25 protein-coding genes are annotated in these 23,438 nt (G+C 45.0%); 6 read left to right on the top strand and 19 right to left on the bottom strand.

Annotated features, from left to right (window positions below; translation table 11 throughout):
* Positions 1 to 100: 100 nt before the first annotated feature.
* The gene (locus AB4482_RS03815; protein WP_017058875.1) at positions 101 to 595 is read right to left on the bottom strand and encodes a DUF2780 domain-containing protein; all 495 of its coding nucleotides are present in this window, start codon (positions 593 to 595) and stop codon (positions 101 to 103) included.
* A 134-nt stretch (positions 596 to 729) separates the two neighbouring features.
* Entirely contained in the window at positions 730 to 1,350 is a 621-nt protein-coding gene (locus AB4482_RS03810) for an FKBP-type peptidyl-prolyl cis-trans isomerase (protein ID WP_008220519.1), read from the bottom strand.
* 213 nt (positions 1,351 to 1,563) lie between these two features.
* On the opposite strand from AB4482_RS03810, the gene AB4482_RS03805 reads away from it, so the two are divergent.
* Entirely contained in the window at positions 1,564 to 2,148 is a 585-nt protein-coding gene (locus AB4482_RS03805) for a LysM-like peptidoglycan-binding domain-containing protein (protein WP_017058876.1), read from the top strand.
* Between the two features lie 59 nt (positions 2,149 to 2,207).
* On the opposite strand, the gene AB4482_RS03800 is transcribed toward AB4482_RS03805, so the two are convergent.
* From AB4482_RS03800 to AB4482_RS03755, 10 genes are all read right to left on the bottom strand, one after another.
* On the bottom strand, positions 2,208 to 3,056 hold the full coding sequence (locus tag AB4482_RS03800) for a DMT family transporter (RefSeq protein WP_017063713.1): 849 nt from the start codon (positions 3,054 to 3,056) through the stop codon (positions 2,208 to 2,210).
* Positions 3,056 to 3,508, bottom strand: a complete 453-nt coding sequence (locus AB4482_RS03795; RefSeq protein ID WP_017058878.1) for a GNAT family N-acetyltransferase — start codon at positions 3,506 to 3,508, stop codon at positions 3,056 to 3,058. The genes AB4482_RS03800 and AB4482_RS03795 overlap by 1 nt, the downstream gene beginning before the upstream one ends.
* A gap of 57 nt (positions 3,509 to 3,565) precedes the next feature.
* Positions 3,566 to 4,132, bottom strand: coding sequence for a Crp/Fnr family transcriptional regulator (locus tag AB4482_RS03790; protein ID WP_017058879.1), 567 nt, complete (start codon positions 4,130 to 4,132; stop codon positions 3,566 to 3,568).
* Between the two features lie 71 nt (positions 4,133 to 4,203).
* Entirely contained in the window at positions 4,204 to 5,958 is a 1,755-nt protein-coding gene (locus tag AB4482_RS03785; RefSeq protein WP_017058880.1) for a lysophospholipid acyltransferase family protein, read from the bottom strand.
* Positions 5,959 to 5,970: 12 nt separating this feature from the next.
* Positions 5,971 to 6,408, bottom strand: coding sequence for a YHS domain-containing (seleno)protein (locus tag AB4482_RS03780; protein ID WP_017063714.1), 438 nt, complete (start codon positions 6,406 to 6,408; stop codon positions 5,971 to 5,973).
* A gap of 12 nt (positions 6,409 to 6,420) precedes the next feature.
* Entirely contained in the window at positions 6,421 to 7,170 is a 750-nt protein-coding gene (locus tag AB4482_RS03775; protein ID WP_372097328.1) for an NRDE family protein, read from the bottom strand.
* Positions 7,171 to 7,172: 2 nt separating this feature from the next.
* Entirely contained in the window at positions 7,173 to 7,715 is a 543-nt protein-coding gene (locus AB4482_RS03770) for a hypothetical protein (RefSeq protein ID WP_372128568.1), read from the bottom strand.
* A gap of 19 nt (positions 7,716 to 7,734) precedes the next feature.
* Positions 7,735 to 8,868 (bottom strand): D-alanine--D-alanine ligase, encoded by a 1,134-nt coding sequence (locus tag AB4482_RS03765; protein WP_371725124.1) that lies wholly within the window; start codon positions 8,866 to 8,868, stop codon positions 7,735 to 7,737.
* The gene (locus AB4482_RS03760) at positions 8,865 to 9,452 is read right to left on the bottom strand and encodes a DedA family protein (RefSeq protein WP_017100018.1); all 588 of its coding nucleotides are present in this window, start codon (positions 9,450 to 9,452) and stop codon (positions 8,865 to 8,867) included. The genes AB4482_RS03765 and AB4482_RS03760 overlap by 4 nt, the downstream gene beginning before the upstream one ends.
* 316 nt (positions 9,453 to 9,768) lie before the next feature.
* The gene (locus AB4482_RS03755; protein WP_372128569.1) at positions 9,769 to 11,745 is read right to left on the bottom strand and encodes a bifunctional 2',3'-cyclic-nucleotide 2'-phosphodiesterase/3'-nucleotidase; all 1,977 of its coding nucleotides are present in this window, start codon (positions 11,743 to 11,745) and stop codon (positions 9,769 to 9,771) included.
* 414 nt (positions 11,746 to 12,159) lie between these two features.
* Between AB4482_RS03755 and cysD the strand changes: the two genes are divergently transcribed.
* The 4 genes from cysD to cysC all read left to right on the top strand — a co-directional run bounded on the left by cysD (position 12,160) and on the right by cysC (position 16,988).
* Positions 12,160 to 13,104, top strand: a complete 945-nt coding sequence (gene cysD / locus AB4482_RS03750) for a sulfate adenylyltransferase subunit CysD (RefSeq protein WP_226088532.1) — start codon at positions 12,160 to 12,162, stop codon at positions 13,102 to 13,104.
* Between the two features lie 18 nt (positions 13,105 to 13,122).
* A complete protein-coding gene (cysN, locus tag AB4482_RS03745; protein WP_372128570.1) occupies positions 13,123 to 14,553 on the top strand; it encodes a sulfate adenylyltransferase subunit CysN in 1,431 nt (476 codons plus the stop codon).
* 65 nt (positions 14,554 to 14,618) lie between these two features.
* Complete coding sequence (locus AB4482_RS03740; protein ID WP_017067554.1) at positions 14,619 to 16,343, top strand: SLC13 family permease; 1,725 nt, start codon at positions 14,619 to 14,621, stop codon at positions 16,341 to 16,343.
* Between the two features lie 24 nt (positions 16,344 to 16,367).
* Positions 16,368 to 16,988, top strand: coding sequence for an adenylyl-sulfate kinase (cysC, locus tag AB4482_RS03735; RefSeq protein WP_017067555.1), 621 nt, complete (start codon positions 16,368 to 16,370; stop codon positions 16,986 to 16,988).
* A gap of 163 nt (positions 16,989 to 17,151) precedes the next feature.
* On the opposite strand, the gene AB4482_RS03730 is transcribed toward cysC, so the two are convergent.
* The 7 genes from AB4482_RS03730 to AB4482_RS03700 form a co-directional block, all read right to left on the bottom strand.
* Entirely contained in the window at positions 17,152 to 18,060 is a 909-nt protein-coding gene (locus tag AB4482_RS03730) for a TIGR03899 family protein (protein WP_017069397.1), read from the bottom strand.
* Between the two features lie 514 nt (positions 18,061 to 18,574).
* Entirely contained in the window at positions 18,575 to 19,090 is a 516-nt protein-coding gene (locus AB4482_RS03725) for a DUF3299 domain-containing protein (protein ID WP_017058892.1), read from the bottom strand.
* Between the two features lie 14 nt (positions 19,091 to 19,104).
* Positions 19,105 to 20,364 (bottom strand): FtsX-like permease family protein, encoded by a 1,260-nt coding sequence (locus tag AB4482_RS03720; protein WP_017067558.1) that lies wholly within the window; start codon positions 20,362 to 20,364, stop codon positions 19,105 to 19,107.
* Entirely contained in the window at positions 20,361 to 21,077 is a 717-nt protein-coding gene (locus AB4482_RS03715) for an ABC transporter ATP-binding protein (protein WP_017058894.1), read from the bottom strand. Before AB4482_RS03715 ends, AB4482_RS03720 begins: the two co-directional genes overlap by 4 nt.
* A gap of 141 nt (positions 21,078 to 21,218) precedes the next feature.
* Positions 21,219 to 21,926 carry a DUF2796 domain-containing protein gene (locus AB4482_RS03710; protein WP_136981963.1) on the bottom strand — a complete coding sequence of 236 codons (708 nt, stop codon included), beginning with the start codon at positions 21,924 to 21,926 and terminating at the stop codon, positions 21,219 to 21,221.
* Positions 21,927 to 21,966: 40 nt separating this feature from the next.
* The gene (locus tag AB4482_RS03705) at positions 21,967 to 22,257 is read right to left on the bottom strand and encodes a DUF2607 family protein (RefSeq protein WP_017063722.1); all 291 of its coding nucleotides are present in this window, start codon (positions 22,255 to 22,257) and stop codon (positions 21,967 to 21,969) included.
* Between the two features lie 91 nt (positions 22,258 to 22,348).
* Positions 22,349 to 22,900: a YtfJ family protein gene (locus AB4482_RS03700; RefSeq protein ID WP_017063723.1), complete on the bottom strand. Its 552-nt coding sequence runs from the start codon at positions 22,898 to 22,900 to the stop codon at positions 22,349 to 22,351.
* Between the two features lie 253 nt (positions 22,901 to 23,153).
* On the opposite strand from AB4482_RS03700, the gene AB4482_RS03695 reads away from it, so the two are divergent.
* Positions 23,154 to 23,354, top strand: coding sequence for a DUF1107 family protein (locus tag AB4482_RS03695; RefSeq protein WP_017080878.1), 201 nt, complete (start codon positions 23,154 to 23,156; stop codon positions 23,352 to 23,354).
* Positions 23,355 to 23,438 lie beyond the last annotated feature (84 nt).

The raw sequence follows: 23,438 nt of genomic DNA, 5'->3' as shown, positions 1-23,438 counted from the left end.
TATCTCGTATCTCGTATCTCAAATATCTTTTCTTCCACGCACAAAAAAGAGCACCGAAGTGCCCTTATTAGATTTTAAGCTAGCTATTAATAACTAACGATTATTGCCATATAGCTGAAAGTGAATCCATCAGGCCGCTCGTCGCACCTTGTGACTGCAATGCTTGAAGAATGATTGGCGCAAATGTCGTAACCATTGATGGATCCATGCCTAATCCAGAAAACGCACTTTCAACGGCACCTTGTGAGCTTAGTAGCGATGATAGCCCCGTAGACTCAAGGCTCGACATGCCTGGAATAAGTGTCGCGAGTTCTTTGTTGTCGGCTGTGCCAAGTGAGTTTTGTGCAAGGGCCAACATTGAACCAATACCGCCAACTGCTTGGTCGCTGGTAACAGAAGCTTGGTCAGCTACCGTATCCACAAGTGGTGTTGTTTCGTTCTGCTGAGACCACATATTCACTGCTGCCATTAGTGCAGTTTGTGATAGTTGGGAATAGTTGGTATCTGATGATGAACTGGTTTGTTCAGAGTCGCTAGTGCTAGCGCAAGAGACAACAGCAAGGCTGCTTAAAACTGTGATGAGTACTTTCTTCATTATTCGTCCTTAAGTAATAAAGTAATTTACTCTTTCACTATAAACGAAAAACGGCGATGTAGTCACATCGCCGTTGGATTATTTCAATTTTATTTGCCAATAGTATTTTGTTTTACTAAAGGTTTTTATAAAAATTAAAGAATAGCTAGAAGTTCTACTTCAAATACTAGAGCAGCAAATGGTGGGATTGCAGCACCTGCGCCACGCTCACCGTATGCTAGATCTTGAGGGATGTATAGCTTCCACTTAGAGCCAACAGGCATCATTTGTAGAGCTTGTACCCAACCTTGAATTACGCCAGTTACAGGGAATTCAGCAGGTTGACCGCGAGATACAGAGCTGTCGAAAACAGTACCGTCAGTTAGTTCGCCGTGGTAGTGAACACGTACTTGCTTGTCTGCAGTTGGGATTTCGCCAGTACCTTCAGTTAGTACTTCGTACTGAAGACCAGACTCAAGAACCGTTACTTCTGAACGAAGAGCGTTGTCAGCTAGGAAAGCTTCGCCGTCAGCAGCAGCAGCTTTAGCTAGTTCTTGACGTGCAGCTTCACCGCGAGTGTGTAGCTCTTGTAGTGCGTTGTTGATTTCGTCAACTTCGATAGCTGGCATGTCGCCAACTAGAGCTGTTGCGATACCAGCAGCGATTGCGTCAACGTTTAGGCCTTCAAGACCAGAACCAGCAAGTTGTTGGCCCATTTGTAGACCGATACCGTAGCTAGCTTTTTGCTCTACAGTTTCAAATTTTACTTCAGACATGAAAAGTCACTCTTTTTGTCAGTACGAAAAGGGTAAGAATACCAGTATTAGCAGCGTGAAGAAACGGCTAGTCCCTGATCACTTGCGCTTTACCGTGCCCAAATCACAGCCATGTCAATTTTCTCGCTTTGGGCCTTGTTGTGACGGAAAGATCTATACTGTTGGTACTTTGGTTTTTATACTGTAGTTATTCAATGTATAGGACGCAGTGGTATGAATCGTCGTCAAAAGAAAAAACAGAAAGTTGACCACTTAGCAGAATTCAAGGATCGACTGAATCAGGTCAAAGAGAAATTGAGTTCGATCGATGTGAAGAAAATGAAAACCTCGACAGCGCAAACTTGGGGTTCATTGCCGAAGTTACACCAAAGACTGTTGATGGTGATTTCTCCGATCGTACTGATATTACTTTTTGTGCCGCTACCAGAACCTAAAGTAGACACAGCTCCAACAACATCGCGCGTTGAGCTTGAAATAAACACCGTCGGCTTAAGCGAACAGCAAAATGCCAAGAACGGCTCATTAGAACCGAGTAACAAAAATTGGCAGGAGTACCTTGTTAAGCAAGGGGATACGTTAGCGCAGGTTTTTCGAAACAACGATTTACCATTGTCTGACTTGAATGCGTTAGTGCGAATTGAAGGTGCAGATAAGCCGCTCAGTCAGATTCGTAAAGGCCAGCTGGTTCGTTTCAAACTTGCTGAAACTGGGCAGTTGGACATTCTTCAGCTAGAGAAAGGCGACACTTCGGTGATGTTCTTCCGCTTATCCGATGGTGGCTTTGGTCGCAGTAAGTAGATGAATAGTGAGCCTGAGTTAAAGCGCTTCACCAGACACAGATAAACGATAGAAAAGAGCTAAGCATTAGCTCTTTTTTTTGGTCGCTTGAAAGGGGCGAGTGGCAAGATGATAAGCATGATTCCGATAAAGGTTAATGTATCCGGAATCTCATCGAACCATATTGCACCTATTAGCGCGACAAACACCAATCCTGAATACTCAGCCAAGGCAATTTGGCTAGAGTGTGCTTTTTGATAGGCAGCAACCGCAAGGCCGTTGTAACTTAAGATTAGCGTCGCACTCAGGGCTATGTATCCCAAATGCTCCACAGACACTGGCTGCCAGTATAAGAAGCACAGTACTAATGAGGCTGGAATAGAGAATAAGGTTGTCCACCACAGCGTAGTGACCACCGTTTGCTCACTAGGAAGCTTTCTTACGAGTACATTAAATAGTGCTAGGGTGAGTGCTGTCCCCAAAGCAAACAGTGCCGCCCAATGAAATTGTGATGGCCTCAAGACAATCAATGCACCAATAAAACCTATGGTTGTGCCGATAACCTTGCCGAGTGCCGGTTGCTCTTTCAATAGCAACATTGAGAGCGGCAACATCAGTAAAGGCGCGACATAAAATACTGCGTTGGCGGTTGCCAAAGACAAGTGAGTGATCGCGACCACCATGCACCCACTGCCGATCAGAATTAACTGACCTCGAATGAAGGTTACCTTAGCCTGCTGTAAGCGCCGTTGTTCTTTTTTCTGCTGTAGCCACAAAGGGGTGATGATGACCAGAGATATCAACTGTCGGAAAAAAATATACTGTAAGGGCGGTACTTCGCCATTTAACAGCTTTACCGCTACGTCGGAAAGCGAGGCAAACAAGTTACCTGCAACCAACAATAGAATACCGGCAGTGATATTCGTCATTATTTTTCTAATCTCATGTCTATATGAGGAATGTCATCTTCGAGATACATATCCGAGATGGTGTTGAAGCCGTGGCTCGCATAGAAGTTTTCTAGGTGTTGCTGCGCGCCAATATCAATGGCCGTATTTGGCCAAAGAGCCTCGCAGCGTGTTAATGCTTCTTTGATTAATTGATGCCCCAAGCCACCACCTCTTGCCGATTGCTTGGTTGCGACTCGACCGATGCTGGTGTTGTCGTAAGAGGTACCTGGTGGTAATAAACGTGCACACGCTACCAACTCTTCATCAGCATAGCCAAGCAGGTGCTCAACACCCGCGAGTGTATCTTTACCGTCCAGCTCTGGATAAGGACAAGTCTGCTCGACCACAAATACATCGACTCTTAATTTAAGTAGTTGATAAAGCTGTTGTGTTGAGAGTTCAGAAAAAGGAATTGAGTGCCAAGTGATCATGTTTACATCCAGAGATTATCGATGCTCTGAATGTACTATGCGTGATGATTGTTGGCATTAACTATTGTTAATTCGACCTTTAATTCTGCTCAGGCTGATTGCGGTGATTCCTAGATAAGCGGCAATTTGATTGTCATTTAAGCGCTGCTCAAGGTCGGGATAGTGCTCGCAGAACAGCTGATAACGTTGCTCTGGTGTATAGAGCAGCATGAAGCGTTCTTTGTTTTCCTTATGCATCAGCTGTGTTTCTAACAGCTTTAAATACAAAGGATTATTTGATGCACGCCACTCGATAACGGCATTCATTGGCAGCTCTAACATGGTGATGGGAGTCAGCGTTTCTAATAGGTAAGGGGACGCTTGGCTTTTTATCAGACTCTCAAAGCCGATGATCCAATCTTGTTCCCAATAGAACTCTTTACTGTATTGCTTACCATCATCAGTGAGGTAGCAGGCATGGCACAAGCCTTCAAGTACAAAGTAGATTGAACTCGCCATCTCACCTTGATTGATCAAGATGTGTCTGGTTGGCAACTCAAGTGGCTTGGCGACAGCAACTAGAGATTCAATCTGGCTTTCAGAGAAGTCGAAGCTTTGTAGTTGTTCGATAAAAGAGGTGTGCATGAAAATAACCTAACCCAAATAAGTGCCGAAATCATCGCACTTATTTGGAGAGAGGTACAGAGCGGGATAAATCAGCGGCGTGCGTGTTGCTCTAGGTAATCTTGAGCAAGCTCTCTGCCCATGTATTTACCCAGAGTCTTCAGTGGTACCTTTTTAAGGTTCACCACAATCAAGCCATCCAAGGCATCATTAAACGATGGGTCGACATTAAAACACACCAGTTTACCGTTCATCCCTAGATATTGGCGCAGCAGTACCGGCAGGCCTTTACCTTGCTCCATGCGTGCTAACACTTTAGAGAGCAGAGGCACACTCGCCAGTGAAGAGAGCAGGTGATTTTGCCAGAACACATGACTGCTGGTATTGAGTGGTGACGAAGGTGAAACCAAATTCGCCTTTTCCTCATCATAATGGTGGATTGATAACGTGGTCGCGATCAACAGACGCGCATTGTGGCTGTAATCATTGCTGATACTGACTGGGCCGAACAGATGGGTATATTGAGGGTGACGAGACACAAAGGTCGCAATGCCTTTCCACAATAGTAACAGTGAGTTCAGGCTCTTTTGGTAAGGTTTACTTACTACCGATCGCCCAAGCTCAATGCTGTTTTCTAGAGTATCAATGAATTCTTGGTTGTAGTTAAACAGGCTACGAGAGTAGAGCTGATCAAGCCCGTGCTCAGCGATGAGTTTGTCGACCATACCGAGTCGATACGCGCCAACCAGTTCTGCCTTGGTTTTATTCCACACAAACAGTTGATGGTAGTAAAGGTCATACTCATCTAAATCACAGGCCAGCCCGCTGCCTTCTCCGACTTCTCTAAAGCTTTCTTCTCTTACTCGACCAATCTCGCGCATTAAGTTAGGAATGGATTGGCTTGGTGTGCAGTAGACCTCAAAGTTCCCTTGCTCGAGCAGTTTCATCTCTTCAGGGAGTGAGTCTATCTCTATTGATAAGACTTCTGGTGGAATAGGCGCTATCACTTGGGTATCGAAAGAGGGCGCGTGGATTGGCGTGTTCGGACTATCTTGTTGACTCATTAGATAGGTATTAAGTCGTAGGTAGTTGACGATATCCATCTCTTTTTCAAACGATTTTATCTCTGAATACGGAATCGATGAGCCAATCGAGATAGAGATAGTTGTCGCTTGTTTATTAAGAAGTTCACGCCCGAGTAGAGCGGTTCTCAACAGTGGATGAACACGACCCGCTTGATAGAAAAGCTCACTGTTCTTGCCATTGATAAAGATAGGTACCGTGGTGGCTTGGTGACGTTTGACGAATTTCGCTACCGACTTGCTCCACTCGATGTCTGTCAGTGTTTTTGCCCCTTTACGGTAGCTTGATACTTCACCTGCTGGGAATACAATCAATAGTCCACCATCAGCCAAATGACGATTGGCATCTCGAATCGCTTTGGCATTGGTGCGTTTCGATTCTTTACTGTTAAAGACATCGACACCGATGAAAAGATCATCCAGTTCAGGCAGGCGCTTAAGTAACTCATTGGCCAGCACCTTCACATCCTTTCTTACTGATCCTACGAGATCGGCAAGGATCACGCCTTCGATGGCGCCAAGCGGGTGGTTCGCCACAATCACGACAGGCCCTTCTTCCGGGATGTTTTCCGTGCTTCCCGATGCAACCGAGTAGTCGATATTGAGCGCCGACAGAGTGTAATTCATGAATTCGAAGCTAGATAACTCGTTTTTACGATCTTGGTAGAGTCGGTCTAGCTTAGATAGCCCAGTTGCCCACTCGACAACAGACTCACCTAAACCAAAAGGCGTGTAACGTGGTAAACGAAAAGGACTATCAATCATAATGAAATTACCTTACTTAATCAGTTGCGGCCAAACTTTATCGGCTTGTTGAATATGCTGTGCTTGGTCTTGTTCCCAGCGCTGCTTAATCTCTTGGTCGTAGTTAAGATAAAGTTTGTCATCAACTATGGTCCAATACTGTGGGTCACCTGGTGCGAAGTCGTTTTTGGCAGAAACGGCCCATGCGCAATAACCACCATATTGAGGGGCATATTTTTCAGGATTATTAACAAATAAAGTCAGATTCTTTTCAGAAGAGAAATACCAGTCCGCGCCTTTGTACTCTGTGCTGAACTTCTTGCTCCCTTCAACAGGCTTCCCAGACGTGAAATAAGCCACGGTATCGTAGCCATCGAGTGCCTTACTGCTAAAGAAACCGGTATAGATTTCATCGGCGGCAAATACGTACGGGCTAACAAGTAGCAGAACCATGGTGAATAGTTTTCTCATGATGGACTCCATCTATAGATTGATTGCGGGTGATAAATCAAAGGTAAAGCGCTGCTGATTTATCTGACATGGTTTAATGGGTTCGCATGGTGAGCCGGGTGCATAAAACATAGAGGCTTGACCATGCAGGTTACGTAAGTGTGTAAAGCTCACGGTATGTGCGTCTTCGCGATGCATACAGGTCGCTAAATGAGGTTGCTCATTGTGATGGTGAGAGTGGAACATCAGTAAGTTCTGTTGATTCTTACCTGCCGCCATGAGCTGATCATATTTTGCTTGTCGGTAGGCTTGCACTCGCTCTAAATCAACACCGGATGAGAAGAGTGGAGAATCAGTGTCGACTATTTTCTGTTGAATACCATCCCACATGTAGGCGATAACCAGACCATTGTGTTGGGTTAAATTCGGCGCGAAAGCCAACAAGGTAAATGGAGCAAAAGAGTGCAGGTCGAGCTTATGAAATGCTTCAGAGAGCTGACTGATATTACGACTCGATGATAGATTCTTGAGTAACAAACCACGGCTGACTAAAGGTCCAACAGGGACTATGCCTTGATAGTTATTGAGTAGGCATAGCGAAAGCCCGAACTCATTGATACTGATCCAGCTACCACCGCCAGTTGGGTCGAGTGGCATGATGATATCGACGCCGTTAACTCGATATTGTTTAGGTGGCATTGCCAGTGCTCGCGTCTTTTGTTCGTCACGGTTAAAAAAGACCTGATAACCATTTTCTTCAAGCAGCCAAGATACTGAACACATGATTATTGCTCCCTCAGATAGCTGCTGGTGGTTGGGGCATAACCAAAGGTATTGCATGTTTCGACATCAAGAAAGGTCGTGATCACCTTGATCATCGCATAGTGATGATTGGCATGCAGAGCAGCAAAGGTGACCTCTCTTTCGAGCGTTGAAGGCAGGCTTGCGAACACTTGAGCATCCATTGAAACTTCGGTTTGGATCATGATAGGCGCTTCGAGATCTCTGCGGTCTAATCGTTCAAGCCAGTTGATCACGTAATGGATCTCTTTCAATGCAATCGACCTGTCGAATTCGACGGGGTGACCACGACGACGAGTGTTGTAATCAACGGTCGCATTCTCTTTTAAAATCAGAGCGTGAAAAAGATCGAGCGTGTGACGAGTATGTTCACCAATAGAGCTTGTGACGTGCGGCTTTGCTCGTGTCAGATAGTCGCTGTCAGATATCGCTAACAAAAACTCTAAACCCTGATTCAATATCTCTACCGCTCCCTTGATGCTAGGAGAGAAAGAAGTAAGGGCGCTCGGCTGGGCTATGGGGTTCATTCATGATCCTCGTGAAAAGTTAGTCGGTAGTCGGATATTGTTGAACAAGACGTCGCTCTTCTTGCCACGCCGCAAATAAGCTCTTGAAAGAAGGGGATTGGTGGCCTCGTTGTTTTTGCTGAGCGCCAATATCAAAAAGAATGCGATATTGCAGAAGTAGCGTGGAAAATATCTCTCGCAATGGGGTGTTGCGATCCCAGATATGTCCAGCCTCACTGCTTGCGCCATTGACCTCAAGAATCGTGAAATCCTCGCCGTTCATTAGGCTGTGCATGTCCTTAAACTTGACGTCGAGTCGACCAAAGTGAAAGCCATCGAAGTCGTCGAATATCTCGTCTAAGCGTTCGGTTAAAGCCTGAGTGATGTATTGATTACCGTCTCGGAAGATACAGCCACGGCTATGGCTGCCTGCAAACGCGAGTTGGAACTCTTCGCCCTCTGCGAGCACTTGATCCAATTTATCTTCATGTCTCGGTAGATACAGGTGACTAAGCTGCCCAGCGCGCGGGCTATTTTCAATTAACTGTTTGAGTGTCGACTTGCCATCACCCATCACCATTGGTGCGTATTTGAGTGTGATCGAGATGATCTCGCCTTGCTTTTTGTTTGGGTAACGAACATAGAAAACACCCGCTTCGGCTTGATAAGGCGCCTTTTTCTGCAGTAGAAAGCGAGCATTATTTGGGAAAGATTCAACATATTGCTCAAGTTGATCTTGTGTGTTGATCAGCTTAACTCCGACACCTCGACAGCCAAGATCCGGCTTAGCCACAATCGGGAAATCAAGATCCGTTTGTATGAGTGCGCTGCGTGCGTCTTCGGCTTGTTTTTTACTGCTGAGATCCGTTTTGGTTAGGGTGATAAACGGTGAGATCCAACGCTGACTTGAAGATCCGGCAAGGCTTAATATCTCGTGTTTTGATTCGCCGACCATGCCACTGAGTTTGATGCTCGGATTGGCGATGAGCGGCAGCGCCCAGTCAAAGTGCCGTAACCCTTGCATCAGGCTTTGAATCACCACTGGCGTGTAGAAGAACCAAGTTGGAAGAAACTCATAAGGAGAGACGCTGCGCACGGTATCTTTTTCAAGCAAAGGCATGCCTGCATTAATTTGATGTGCTGGAATGATGCGAATATCTTGCGGTGAACTCATGATAATCCTCTAGAGTAGGTTCTATTCATTAATCGATTGCCGATAAACAGCAAAGCGATGGCACACGGGATGATGATCCATTGATATTCAGAGGCTTGCAGCCACGCTGATGTCCCTAAATAGTAGATGGCAGAGAAGACAATGCCAGTCCAGAGCGCAGTGGCACTAATCACGGCAAACAAGAAAGTAGGCAGTGGGATGGCGAAAAAGCCACTTAAGGTAAAGCCGACGGTACGAAGCCCGGGAATAAAGCGGATAACAAAAAGGCTGCTGAATGCGTTCTGACGTAATTTGGTACGAAGCGAACGAAAGTACTTATTAGTGAGGGCTTTATATCGAACACCTCGGAAGTAACGTCCTGATTTACCCAGGTAATAAAGACCGAGATCACCCGTGGCAATACCGATGAAAATAGCAAGCAGCGCATATTGAGGAAGTATTAGACCTTGAGTCGCGATACCTGCCGCCGTAACAATCGCAAGATCTTCAAGCAGATAAGAAAGCGCGATGATGCCAAGCATCAGCCATAGCAGCGACTCCTCCCCTGAATGTAACCATGCTTGAATGCTCTCGACGGTGCTCATTAAATGTCCTTATCTATCCTATAGATGAATGGCTTAACCACCATTCATTGAGTGTAGTAAATTAAATAGACAGGAGGAGCAGATAAAAACTTACAGCTGATTAGTGTTTTTTTGTGTTGGATTCATTCAATTGGTGGTTTGAGTCGTGCTGTTTGACTGCTGTTTTGAAGCTGAAGGCGTGGCATTTGGAAGCGGGTTGAACGAGAGTTTGTCGTTCGAAAATTAGGGCTTTGGGCTGAACATTTAGAAAAAAAGAAAAAGGCTGAGTCGTAAAACTCAGCCTTTCAGAACGTTAACTATGGATTACTTAAGCAATCTATTTAGTTAGGTCAATCTGGTAAACAGCAAAACCAACATCGTCAGTCGCAACACGTTTCATCGGGTATTGACCTTTCTCTTTAATGAACTCTGCTGCTTTGTCGCTTGGAGATGTTTCAAAGCGGATATCTAGCTTGTTATCCGTTTTGATTGGTGCAAATGACCAATTGTTATCTGCGCTTGGGCTCACTTGACCTTGTTCTTTGCTTACGCGAGAGATGTAGTTTGCAAGAACAGTACGGTTCTCATCTGGTGCATCAAATGCGATGAAGTCTTCACCTGTGCCTGGGAACTTAGCGCTGTATGCACGGTAGTTGTTGGTTGCGATCAGGAAGTCTTGCTTCATGTCGATTGGCTTACCTTGGTAAGTTAGGCCAACAATACGCTGTGAGTCAGAGTTAACGACTTTACAGTTTGCATCGTATTTCGCAGGTTGAGTTACGTCGATTTGGTAATCAACACCGTCGATAACATCGAAGTTGTAAGTGCGGAAGTTATCCCACTCGATCAACTGTTGTGGTGCTGTTGAGTTAACATCAACTTGGTTGAATTGACCAGCAGAACACTCAAGCCACTCTTTTACTTCGTGACCTGTTACCTTCATCGCAACTAGTGTGTTCGGGTAAAGGTATAAGTCAGCTGCGTTACGGAATGTCAGTTGACCAGATTCAACTTCAGTGAAGTTCGCTGGGTCATTCTTACGGCCACCAGCTTTGAATGGTGCAGCCGCGGAAAGTACTGGCGTACCATCTAGGTCAGGGTCACCTTGGATGAACTGTTCAACGTAATCTTTCTGTGCAAGGTTAACGATTTGAACTGTTGGATCGTCTTGTACTAGAGACAAGAAGCTGTACATCACATCGTCTGCTTTACCAATCGGTTGGTTAACAAACTCACGAGTACCAGCGTGGTCTTTTTCTAGTGCTGTTACGATGCCTTCATCAGCCGCAGCAAGAGATTTCTTCTCGATCTTGTCGTAGATAGGGCGTGCTTCTGATTGGCCTTTAACGACTTCCCACTTACCGTCTTTTTGTGCCAGTGTTAGGTCCATAACACCAACGTGGCTACCCCAACGACCTGGCATTACTGCCGCAACGCCGTTCATTGTGCCCGTTTCGTTGTCGATGCCTTGAATGTCATCAAAACCTTTACCTGGGAACACTGCGTGAGAGTGGCCGAATGCGATCGCATCAATGCCATCTACTTCAGATAGGTAGAACGTTGAGTTCTCTTCGCCATTTTTGTATGGGTCAGTTGATACGCCTGAGTGAGGGATAGCAACGATAACTTCAGCGCCTTCCGCTTTCATTTGAGGCACTAACTCGTTAGCCGTCTCAATGATGTCACGAGCGATCACTTTGCCTTCAAGGTTCTTCTTATCCCACGTCATGATTTGTGGTGGAACGAAACCGATGTAGCCGACTTTTACTTCATGCTCTACGCCTGCAGTATCTTCAAACGTGTGCGTCTTGATGATGTAAGGTGTGAAGTAGTGTTCTTTGGTTTTTGCGTCGTAAACGTTAGCACTGATGTACGGGAAATCAGCGTCGTTGATTGACTCTTCTAGGAAATCAAGACCGTAGTTGAATTCGTGGTTACCTATGTTTGCAGCGTCGTAGCTTAGCTGGTTCATAGCTTTGTATGCAGGGTGAACTTCACCCGCTTCGATGCCTTTGTCTGCCATGTAGTCACCCATTGGGCTACCTTGCAGCAAGTCACCGTTATCAACTAATACGCTGTTGGTTACTTCGTTTTGAGCTTCTTTTACTAGAGTTGCAGTACGTGCTAAGCCGATTTTTTTCGATGGCTTGTCTTTGTAGTAATCGTAATCCATTAGGTTGGTATGGATGTCCGTTGTCTCTACGACACGTAGTTTAATCACTTCATCGGTATCTGGTGTTGTTGTACAGCCTGCTAGAGTCAAACCAAGACCCGCAAGTACAGCCAATGACAAAGGTTTCATTGCAACTTTCATTTTGTAGCTCCAAAGTGGATAGTAGAAAATTCGTTGCGTAATGTAACAAAATGGAATGAAACAATGATTACAACGAATGTTAATTCGTGACTTAGATCGACTACTTTATGGTGTTCTGCAAGACGCCTCCCAAACCTGATTAATCGATGTGCAACTGATATCGATAATATTAGTCCATTCATTTCACCTGCTTATCGATAAATTCAATCCCTTATCAGCTTTTCGAATAAAAAATGAAATTTTAGAATTTCCAGTAATATGAGAGGCTCGTCATAATGCCTATATCAAGGACGTATCAGGCAGACGAATAGCAAGGATAGCTCAACACGAAGCTTCTGTTTTCTTCTAGTGCCAATACTCCCATTCACTCAAGTGGATGAGTTAAATCCCATGCTTGGCAAGACCAAGTAATGAATTGCTCGTAACGCGAGCCTTAAAGGAAGCACTGAAATGGACCAAGAACGTTTAACCCACCTAAAACAGCTCGAAGCGGAAAGTATTCATATTATCCGTGAAGTAGCGGCTGAGTTTGATAACCCAGTGATGATGTACTCCATCGGAAAAGATTCTTCTGTGATGCTTCATTTAGCTCGCAAAGCGTTTTATCCAGGCAAGATTCCATTCCCGCTATTGCATGTAGATACGGATTGGAAATTCCGCGAGATGATTGAGTTTCGTGATCGTACGGCTAAAAAGTACGGCTTCGACCTTTTAGTACATAAGAACCCAGAAGGTATTGAGATGGGTTGTAGCCCATTTGTACATGGTTCTTCGAAGCACACTGACATCATGAAAACACAGGGCCTTAAGCAGGCGTTAAACAAGTATGGGTTCGATGCGGCTTTTGGTGGTGCGCGTCGTGATGAAGAAAAATCTCGTGCGAAAGAACGTGTTTATTCTTTCCGTGATAAGAACCATACGTGGGATCCAAAAAACCAGCGTCCAGAGCTTTGGCACACCTACAACGGTCAGGTTAATAAGGGCGAAAGCATTCGTGTCTTCCCGCTATCTAATTGGACTGAGCTCGATATCTGGCAATACATCTATCTAGAGAGCATCGATATTGTTCCACTTTACCTTTCAGACAAACGCCCTGTAGTTGAGCGTGATGGCATGCTGATCATGGTTGATGATGACCGTATGGAGCTGCAAGAAGGTGAAGTGATTGAAGAGAAAAGCGTTCGTTTTCGTACTTTAGGCTGTTACCCATTAACCGGAGCGGTTGAATCTGAGGCGAATACGCTAACGGGCATTATTGAAGAGATGCTGGTGGCGACGTCTAGTGAGCGTCAAGGTCGAGCGATTGACCATGATCAGTCGGGCTCTATGGAGCTGAAAAAGCGCCAAGGTTATTTCTAAGAATCTAAGGAAAGAAAAATGAATAGTGCAGTAGAAGCCGAATTGGCTGAACTAGGGATTGAAGGTTATCTAAGTCAGCATCAGCATAAATCTATGCTTAGATTTTTAACTTGTGGCTCGGTAGATGACGGTAAAAGTACGCTAATCGGTCGCTTACTCCATGATACAAAACAGATTTATGAAGATCAGCTAGCGGCGGTTCACTCGGATAGCCAACGAGTGGGAACGACAGGTGAGAAACCTGATTTGGCACTGCTTGTTGATGGTCTGCAGGCTGAGCGTGAGCAAGGGATCACGATCGATGTGGCTTACCGCTACTTCTCGACTCAAAAACGTAAGTTCATTATTGCTGATACTCCTGGGCATGAGCAGTATACGCGCAACATGGCAACAGGCGCTTCAACGTGTGATCTGGCGGTGATCTTGATTGATGCTCGTAAGGGCGTTCTGGATCAAACACGTCGTCACTCGTTTATCTCTAACCTGCTTGGTTTGAAGCATTTCATCGTTGCTGTAAACAAGATGGATCTCGTGGATTACGCGCAAGATCGTTTTGAAGAAATTCGCGATGAATACCTAGAGTTTGCAGAAAACCTAGAAGGCGAAACCAATATTCAGATCTTGCCAGTATCGGCGCTTGAAGGCATCAACGTTGCTGCACCAAGTAAAGAGCTTGCATGGTTCGAAGGCCCATCTCTGCTAGAAGTGTTAGAGAACGTCGACATTGACCAAAAGCGTTCGGCAGGTGAATTCCGATTCCCAGTTCAGTACGTCAGTCGTCCTAACTTAGACTTCCGCGGTTTTGCTGGCACCGTTGCCTCTGGCCGTGTCAGTGTCGGTGATGAAATCAAGGCGCTGCCGTCGGGTAAAACCTCTAAGGTTGCACGCATTGTAACTTTTGATGGTGATTTGGAGTCTGCGCAAGCGGGCTTGGCAGTAACACTGACCCTTGAAGATGAGATTGATATCAGTCGTGGTGATTTGATTGTGCTAGAAAACGCGCAGATTGAATCCACTAACCACGTATTGGCTGACATCGTGTGGATGACAGAGCAACCATTGCAACCGGGCAAAGCTTACGACATCAAGATCGCAGGCAAGAAAACCGTTGGTCAGGTTGAAACGGTTCGTCACCAATACGACATCAACAACCTATCGACTCACGCTGTCGATGAGTTGCCATTGAATGGTATTGGTTTGTGTGAATGGTCATTGAACGAGACTGTCGCGCTGGATAAATACCGTGAAAGTGCCGATACCGGTGGCTTCATCGTTATCGACCGACTAACCAACGTGACGGTTGGCGCGGGTTTGATTCGAGACCGTTTGGACTCTGTTGAACAGCAAGTCGGTAACTTCTCTGCATTTGAACTTGAGTTCAACGCATTGGTTCGCAAACATTTCCCTCATTGGGATGCCAAAGATCTAAGCCAACTACTGAAGTCATAAACGACCAAGTAACAGCTTATTGAATCAGGCGGAAACCGATCGTTTCCGCCATAAAGGACGGGTATATGTGGCAACAAGGATTTGTATTAGCGATTTTGCTCGGCATTATTACTTGCCTGCTCGTTACCCGTATTAAGCCAAGCTTTATCTTTGCTGGCGCGGCGTTTATTGCTTTTATGGCTGGCATGATCGACTTGTCGAGCTTGGCTAATAACTTCACTAACTCCTCGTTACTGACTTTAATTCTTCTGATCCTCGCATCAAGTGCGTTGGAGAAAACTCGCTTAATCAGCTGGGTTAGCCGCAATATCTCTGAAGGTAGGCTAGGTACCGTGGTTGCGAAGTTGGGTATTTCTACAGCGTTACTTTCTTCTTTTACTAATAACACCGCGGTGGTTGTTTCTTTGATCGGGGCGATCAAACGTAATCAACAGCACGCGCCGTCTAAGTTACTTATCCCTTTGTCATACGCTGCCATCTTAGGTGGCACCCTGACATTGATCGGCACCTCTACCAATTTGATCATCAATAGTTTTGTTGAAGATGCAGGTTTACCGAGCTTAAACTTTTTCACACCTACCTTGATCGGTTTAGCGGTTTTGGTCGGTGGGGTATTGATCCTTATTCCTCTTAGCTATTTTCTACCCAGCTACGATGATGGTTCTCAAGATGATCTGCCTTACTTTTTAGAAGCCAGAGTGGAGCCGGGCTCACCGTTAGTTGGTCGCAGCGTAAGTGAAAACAACCTCAGAGCATTGAGAAAACTGTTCTTAGCGGAAGTGATTCGAGACGGTAAGACCACCGCATCTATTGACCCTGATTTTATTCTTCAAGCTCGCGACCGATTGCTGTTTTGTGGTGATGTAGAGAGTGTTGCAACACTGCAAGAAATCCAAGGTTTAACCCTGTTTGGTCAGCATCATTTGAATGGCCAGAGCTTTGTTGAAGTGGTGGTGAGTTCGTCGGCAAGCTTCTGTAACAAAACCCTGAAAACCAGCCAATTTAGAGATCGTTTCGATGCGGTTGTGGTTGCTATTCGTCGTGGCCATGAACGCCTAGAAGGTGGGCTAGGGAATATCACATTGACCGCTGGTGATACCTTGATTTTGGTTCCAGGTAAACGCTTTGAAGAACAGCGCCAACAACACAACAAAGAGTTTGTGTTGATGAATGACTTAGATTCGAGTGCCAAGCTTGATGCCGACAAATCGACGTTCGTGTTGCTCGGCTTTGCTAGCGTGATTGGTTTAGCCCTTATCGATGCAGTACCTATTATCAAAGGCTTAGCTGGTTTTCTACTGTTGCTGGTGGCATTTGGCGTGGTGCAACTGGGTGAGCTCCGTCGCCGTTTCCCAGTCGATATTGTGGTGATCGTGGGCTCTGCACTTTCTATTGCTCAACTGATGATTTCATCGGGTTTATCTGAGCGGATGGGGCTGATGTTTATGGAGGCGTTTAATGGCTGGGGCGTATTCGGTGCGTTAGTTGCTACCTACTTTATGACTTTGGTTTTGACAGAGCTGGTGACTAATAATGCGGCTGCAGCACTCTCATTTCCGATTGGCTACAGTATGGCAGTAGGTTATGGCGTTGACCCTATGCCGTTCATCATGGCGGTACTGTTTGGTGCCAGTGCCAGTTTTATCTCTCCATACGGCTACCAAACCAACTTACTTGTTTATAGCGTAGGTAATTACCATTTAACGGATTATCTGCGTATCGGCATTCCAATCTCGATTGTATATTCGGGCTTGGTGCTGACCCTAATTCCTTATTTTTTCCCATTTTAATGCTGTTTATTTAAAGGACTAATTATGACCGCAGTACTCAAACCCAAAGATGAGAATGTTGTGTGGCATCAACACTCGATTGATAAAACATTTCGCGCGGATCTGAAATCACAAAAGCCAGCCGTGCTCTGGTTCACGGGGTTGTCTGGTTCTGGTAAATCGACAGTCGCTGGAGCATTAGAAAATCGCTTGGCACAGCTTGGTTACCATACTTATTTATTGGATGGTGACAATGTGCGTCATGGCTTATGTAGCGACCTTGGCTTCTCTGAGCAAGATCGTCGAGAGAACATCCGTCGTATTGGTGAGCTTGCTAAATTGATGGCAGATGCAGGCTTGATCGTGTTGTCAGCCTTTATTTCTCCGCATCAAGCTGAAAGGCAACTCGTGAGAGATTTATTGCCGGAAGGTGAGTTTCTTGAGGTGTTCGTCAATACTCCATTAGAGGTTTGCGAACAGCGTGACCCTAAAGGTCTGTATAAGAAAGCACGTGCCGGAGAGATCCCGAACTTTACAGGTATTAGTTCAGTGTACGAAGCGCCTCAGAACCCTGAGATTGATCTACCTGCAGGTGAGAAGACACTCGATGAATTGGTCGAACTGTGTATTGATGCGTTGGAGAAGCGAAATATCTTAGCCAACTGAGATCGTTGGTATGACTAAGGCTACTCAGCTGTTTATCTGTTTATTCACGACTGATAAATAGTGCAGCCTTAGTTTACCGAGACAAGAAACCTATCCTCTAGATTCTCTTTATTCCTCTCTATACTTCACTTTTTACACCGTCTATTTTAGCTCCGTCGAGTGTCTAGACGGTGTAATTTACGCTGCTTTTCACTTCTGTCTGTACTGTGAATTTCTGGCTCAATAGTGCAATCAGTTGATCGTAATACTGCGTGTTTGGCTTGTTACCGAGCAAGGTACAAAGCTCATTGCCTGTAGGGCTGAATCGGTAGTAAACCAGCTTCACGCCTTTTGATAATGGTGCCAGTGACATGCTCTTACCTTGATAGGTTAGGTGCAGGGCTGGATCGAAATCAATCTCTCCGGATTCTAATTCTGTGCCCAGAATAATCCCGAGCTCTATCAAGTGGAGCAAGCTGGAGTAGGGCAGGTTGTGCCCACCAAGGTTGATGGTGTTGGTGGTGTCCCTTTTGCCAAAGTTGAATAGCCCAGCATGAGATTTAAAGCCGAGTAAGAGCTTTCTGCTGTTATCGCTACCAAAGCTACAACCCAGTGATGCTGCCCTTTGTAAGGTTAACGCTTCTTTTGGTGTCATGTCTTTTAAGATTTGCAGTGCCTTCATCGACGTCGAGCCTGGGTTGGTGACTTCTCGTTTCAGTACTTGAGCCCATAGCCTCTGCATCGATGTATTGTGGATCTCTTGTGCCATGTCGAAGAAACGGTATAACCAGTCCTGATCCGGGTCTCCAGCCGCTTCATCCTTACATGAAGAGTGCGCCAACTTTAGAATCTGTTCTAGGTTCTTTTGGCGAAGCTCTCTACGTTTTTTCTCTCGCAATAGTGCCCGTTCGATAAGCGTACTCTCAGCTTTATCCTTTGGCTTGGCACTATGACTAATTAAGGAATCGAGGCCGAAGCTTTGTGCGATGTGCAGCATTCTGCTGGCACTGTCGGCAATATGAGGCTTTTTCTCATGCTTATGCTGTGTGTCGCTAGCATGCTCAATGATCACTGGCTGTTTGGTTTTTGACATAAGAGTACCGTTAGGAGACGACTCAAAACCAATCGTAGTAAATAATTGCTCAGCCTAGCTTGTTAAAACGCTTGATAACTGAGCTACAATTTTTGATTGTAGAATAACTACTTATCAAAAAGCTCCGCCTTGTTCTCAAGGCTTTTTCCTACGCTATTTCTGAACACTTACTTATTGTGATTGGTATAACTGTCTAAAATGTAACTCTTTATCTTATTGGTGGCTAGATTTTGCGAGCATAGTTGAAGGTTTCAACAAAATTTTACTTTTGTTAATGATAATAAAATGTTAAATTTGTTGTAATTCTCAAGGAGGAGTTATGAATCAAGTCAATGATAACAAGCTGAAGAAACAGCTTAGTATAGGGTTATTACTCGCGACTTATGTCGCTGTTCTAGCTTACTTATCTAATTACATCGCGTAATTCAGAAGAAAATTATCGTTATTAAACTGTTATTGAATGATCACACTCGTTCAGTGACGGCAGCTCATCCTTGAGCCACCCTTCTAATGACTACATGTCGTCATACTCTTCAATCGCAGTACCTTCAATAAGATAACCGGTTTGCGCTAAGTCATGGCTGATTGACTCAGTTTTCAGCGTTCCGACCAAATAGATCACATCCCATAACTGCTGTATTGGTGCACCTTTCGGGAACTTCACGTAGATGATTTGGTTCGGTGGCGGCGGTGGCACGTGGATACATGCGCCAAAGTACGGTACCAGCAGAAACTCAGTGATCATATTCTCATCACCTTCCAATGGAATCACAAAGCCAGGAATCTTCACTGTGCTGCCATTCAGCTCTGGGCGAACAGCACCAAGTGTCGATTGTTGAGGTTTGTCCATACTATTGTGGTCAACCATCGGCATACCAAATGAATCTAGCTGAGCACGTTCTGATTCTGGAATCAAATCAATCCATTCAAGTGTTAATACCGATTCGTCATTCTGAGTGGTTTCAGCGTGAGCTGTACTGATAAATGGGAACAGAAGTAGCCCAAGTATCAGTAGGAATTTGCGTTGCATCGTAGGTTCCTATTTTAGATTCGAATCGTCATGCCATCAGACAATGACTGGCGGTAAGCCCTGAAAGCGGGAATAAAGCCGATAATGATTCCGGCAACTTGTACCAGCATAAGCAGTTTCCACTCATGCGGTGTGATTGCGGATATCGATATGTTGATACCATAACTTTGTTGCACAATAGGAGCAACCACTGCGATCAGCGCAAACAGCACTGCAACACCTAATGTAATGCCAAGGAAGGTTAGTGCACTGGCTTCACTGATCAGTAAACCAAACACATGACGAGGTCTTGCGCCCATCGCACGTAGGATAGCCATCTCTCGACGCCTTTCTTGCAAGCTAGTGAGTAGGCTACTGAGCATACCCAATAATCCGGCGACAACAACAAACCCTGAAACAATCAGTAATGCTTGTTCTGCTACAGCCATCATTCCCCACAATTCGTGAAGCGCAATGCCCGGCATAATGGCGCTTAAAGGTTCTTGGCGGTAGTTATTGATTTCTCGTTGCAGTGCGAAGGTTTGGATCTTCGATTTAAGGCCAACCATCATCGCGGTAATCTGCTTCGGTTGGAAGTCACGTTGCTTTAGCGCTTCAGCATTCGGTGTGTGCCCGAGGTTGGCACCTGATTCCCAGCCAACATGAATTGCTTCGATTGCCTCTAGCGATACGTGTACGGTTTTGTCTACTGGTGTTCCTGTTGGCGCGAGTATTCCCACAATCTTGAAGGGCAGATTATCGTGACGGCTAAACGCAACATCACTGATACCGTGCGCAAGAATGATTTGATCACCTATTTTGTAATCTAGCTTCTTCGCGACGTCGGCACCAATCACTACGTCAAATAGCTGATTAAACTCTTTACCTTGTTGGAAAGTAAGTAATTGCTTACTTCCATAGCGATAGTTTTCAAAGTAACTATGATTTGTACCCATCACACGGAAGCCTTTGTGTGAATCGCCCAATGATATTGGGATCGCCCACTTTACAGCGTTGTGCTGGCTAAATTCTTCATAGCTTTTCCAGTCGATGTTGTTGGTCGCATTACCGATTCTAAATACGGAATAAAGCAGCAGGTTTACCTGACCAGAGCGGCCACCGACGATAAGGTCAGTACCTGAAATCGTATTGGCGAAGCTGCTCTTAGCTTCGGTTCTTACACGTTCCACACCGAGTAATAGAATGACGGATACAGCCACAGTGAGAATAGTTAGAATGGCTGTGGCTTTACGGTTGAGTACGCTTTTTAAGGCTAAGTGAGTAATTACTTTCATACGACAACCTTAGCTTGGTTAACGGTTTTTAAATCTATGGTTCGAGTGAACAACTTTTCTAGTGTTGGATCATGGCTAACAAAGATAAGAGTAGAACCTGCCTGGTTGGCTTGTTCTAACAACAGTTCGATAAAAGCTTCTCGGTTGTCATGATCCAAAGCCGAGGTTGGCTCGTCGGCAATAATGATTTTGGGTTGGCCGATCAAAGCACGAGCGGCAGCAACACGTTGTTGTTGACCGATGCTTAACTCGGTAACGGGCTTGTCCATTAAAGCTTGAGGTAGTTTTAATCTGAGTAACAACTCTCGAGCCGTCTCTTGTAAGCTTTTCTGGCTTTCAGCGACTTGCTGTTTACGAATCTGTGAAAACTGGCAAGGAAGCGTCACGTTATCGATAACTGATAGATAAGGAAGCAGGTTAAATTGTTGGAAAATATAACCAATATGATCGGCTCTGAATTTATCTCTTTGACGAGGTGTAAGCTGAGTGAGGTCTTGATCAAGGATAGAGACTTCTCCTTGCTCAGCTTGGTTGATTCCGGTCAGTAGCCCTAACAAAGTTGATTTTCCACAACCACTTGGCCCTTTAATAAAAAGGTGCTCTTGGGCTTGGATGTGAAGAGAGGGGATCTCTAGCGTTGGTGGTAATTCAGGCTTCCAACGAAAGCTGATATTTTCGAGTTTGACCACAAGTGATGAACTGTCAGAAGACATGCTAGCTCCAATAATTAAAGCGGTGTATCTACTGGACAGTAATTTGAAACATAAATTCCCAGGAACACACCGATTTGAACAGCCAAGTAAGCGATGACTTACCTGGCTGTTTATTTTACGTTTAATCCGATCTAGGAGTGATTAGAATCGGAAACTAATACGCTCTGCGTTAAGCACTTCTTGTACTTGAGCTGTGTCTGTTAGTAGGTTCACCGTCATTTTTTCAGTGTTGCTGAACTTAGAGAACCACTGAGTGCTAACTGTGTCTAGCTTAGCAACATCTGAACATTCATAGTGGTACTCAACAGTGAACTCACCGTGGCCACCTTCTGAGTGATCGTGGTGGTCGTGACCTTCGTGGTCATCATGATCGTGCTCAGCGTGGTCATGGTCTTTGTGGTCATCATGATCGTGTTCAGCGTGGTCATGGTCTTTGTGGTCGTCATGATCGTGTTCAGCGTGATCATGGTCTTTGTGGTCGCCATAACCGTGTTCCGCATGGTCATGGCCTTCATGGTCGTCATGACCGCCTTCTAAGGTGTTTGCTACTGACTTGAACTTCAGAGTACAACTCGCATTGTTAAAACTAAACAGCTCTTCTGGCTTGTTTAATTGTGCGATAGCCTGTTCAAACACTTTCTTCTGTTCTGCAGTTTTTGGAGCATGTTCAAACCCAACCACATCTGCGCCTGGAGCTGTTACTTCAACAAGCAATTCTTGCCCATCTTGCGCGATGTTTACTTCAACTTGGCCATGTACGTGTGCATCATGAGAGCGGAATTCTTCGTTAGCTAGAGCATTTGTAGAGACAGTCATGCCGATAACAACGGCTAAAAAAGTAGGTTTCATGTTTTTTCCTGAATAAAGGTTAATTAAAAAGTAGTGGTAATTAAGCGATATTTACAGGAGGTGAGCGTGCCAAATAAGCGAAATATAGCCGCTGTAGTGAAGTTACTGACTCTGTAATAGCGACAGTAAATTCCGAATGGAACTCTGGAATCTGTGGTAGTGAGTGCGCTGTGATGAACTGATTAAGCGAAAACAGCTCACAATGGTGTGAAGTGTGGTGCTCTGGTGCGATATCCACAATGTGTGTTGCGGCTAACACGCTTAACATGAGCATAAGCCCAAGCAAGAAGCCTGTTTTGCGTTTCACATTGTTGGGTGTGTTTTGCCACATCAGGATGATTAACCACAGAATTAAAAAAAGGATACTGTTATAATATAACAATATCCTTTGGTTAGGTCTCGAAAAAGACGCGAATATCTTATTAAAGGCTCGCTTTAATCAACTCAATGACTTGAGTGACTTCTGATTCGTTTAATGCACCTTCTTTTACAAACAAGATTTTACCTTGCTTGTCTTGAACGATAATCGCTGAGCTTTCTTCTTTTAGAGCCCATGTTGACGCAACGGCGCCGTCTTCATCTAGGACCATAGAAGACCATGGAAATTCTTCTTTGCTGCTTTCGGCAGAGGACTTAACAAAAGACCCAGTACCCCAAATCGCATCATCTTGGTTGATGATAGTGGTGGTTTGGTAGCTGTCTTCTGAGAATTTCGATGCGGTAATGGCTGCCATCAGTGGTGCGTTGAGCTCTTTAGAGCTGCTGCGGCCAGCGATAGCTTGAACGACGCGAACTTTACCTAGAAGATCATTGGTTGCCCAAGCTTGATATCCAGTATTTCCGTCGTTTAGAACAATCTCACCATAGTTACTCACATCGACGGCAGGCAGGGTAGCGCCTACTGATAGGTTGTGAGCATTGGCGAAGAGTGGAGAGGCTGCGGCTAGAAAAGCCAGTAGAGTTTTGTTTTTCATTATATTTTTGTTCCGCTTATTGGTTTGCACAGGAAGTATAATATGAAATTTGAAAAATGCCTCTTTAACTTTTTTATCGTACGACGTAGAAAGAAGTTGCAGGCTTGTTACCAAAAGGTATAATGCATCAATATCAAGATGAACAATAGATTATCTTGCTGTTTGCTAAAGGAATTAGCGATTAAATGTGCTTTGAACAGCGACGCTGTTCAGGTATGTGACTGTAGTACTCAAATGGAATTGAGGTTGTATTATGTTAAGAAAATTTTCTACTTACCGTCCACGTCAGGTGGCGCGTTTCGTTAAAGTCCTGTTCAAAGGCCAATTTGCTATTGAAGGTATTGGAGAGTTTCGCTTCGACCAAGGCAAGGTGCTACTTCCTGAAGTTTCAGACAAACAAAAGCTCACTATTTTTAAAGAAGTTAACGGCACCATTGCAGCGTTGCCGGTGTAACTGAGCTTTATCGATTTGTCTTGCACCGAATAGATTAACAATGAAAAGGGCTTCCTGATGGAAGCCCTTTTTTAAGGTTCATCG

The organism is Vibrio sp. 10N.222.55.C7 (assembly GCF_041473335.1).
Taxonomy (GTDB): Bacteria; Pseudomonadota; Gammaproteobacteria; order Enterobacterales; family Vibrionaceae; genus Vibrio; species Vibrio crassostreae_C.
This window is presented reverse-complemented; position numbering and strand designations above follow the sequence as displayed.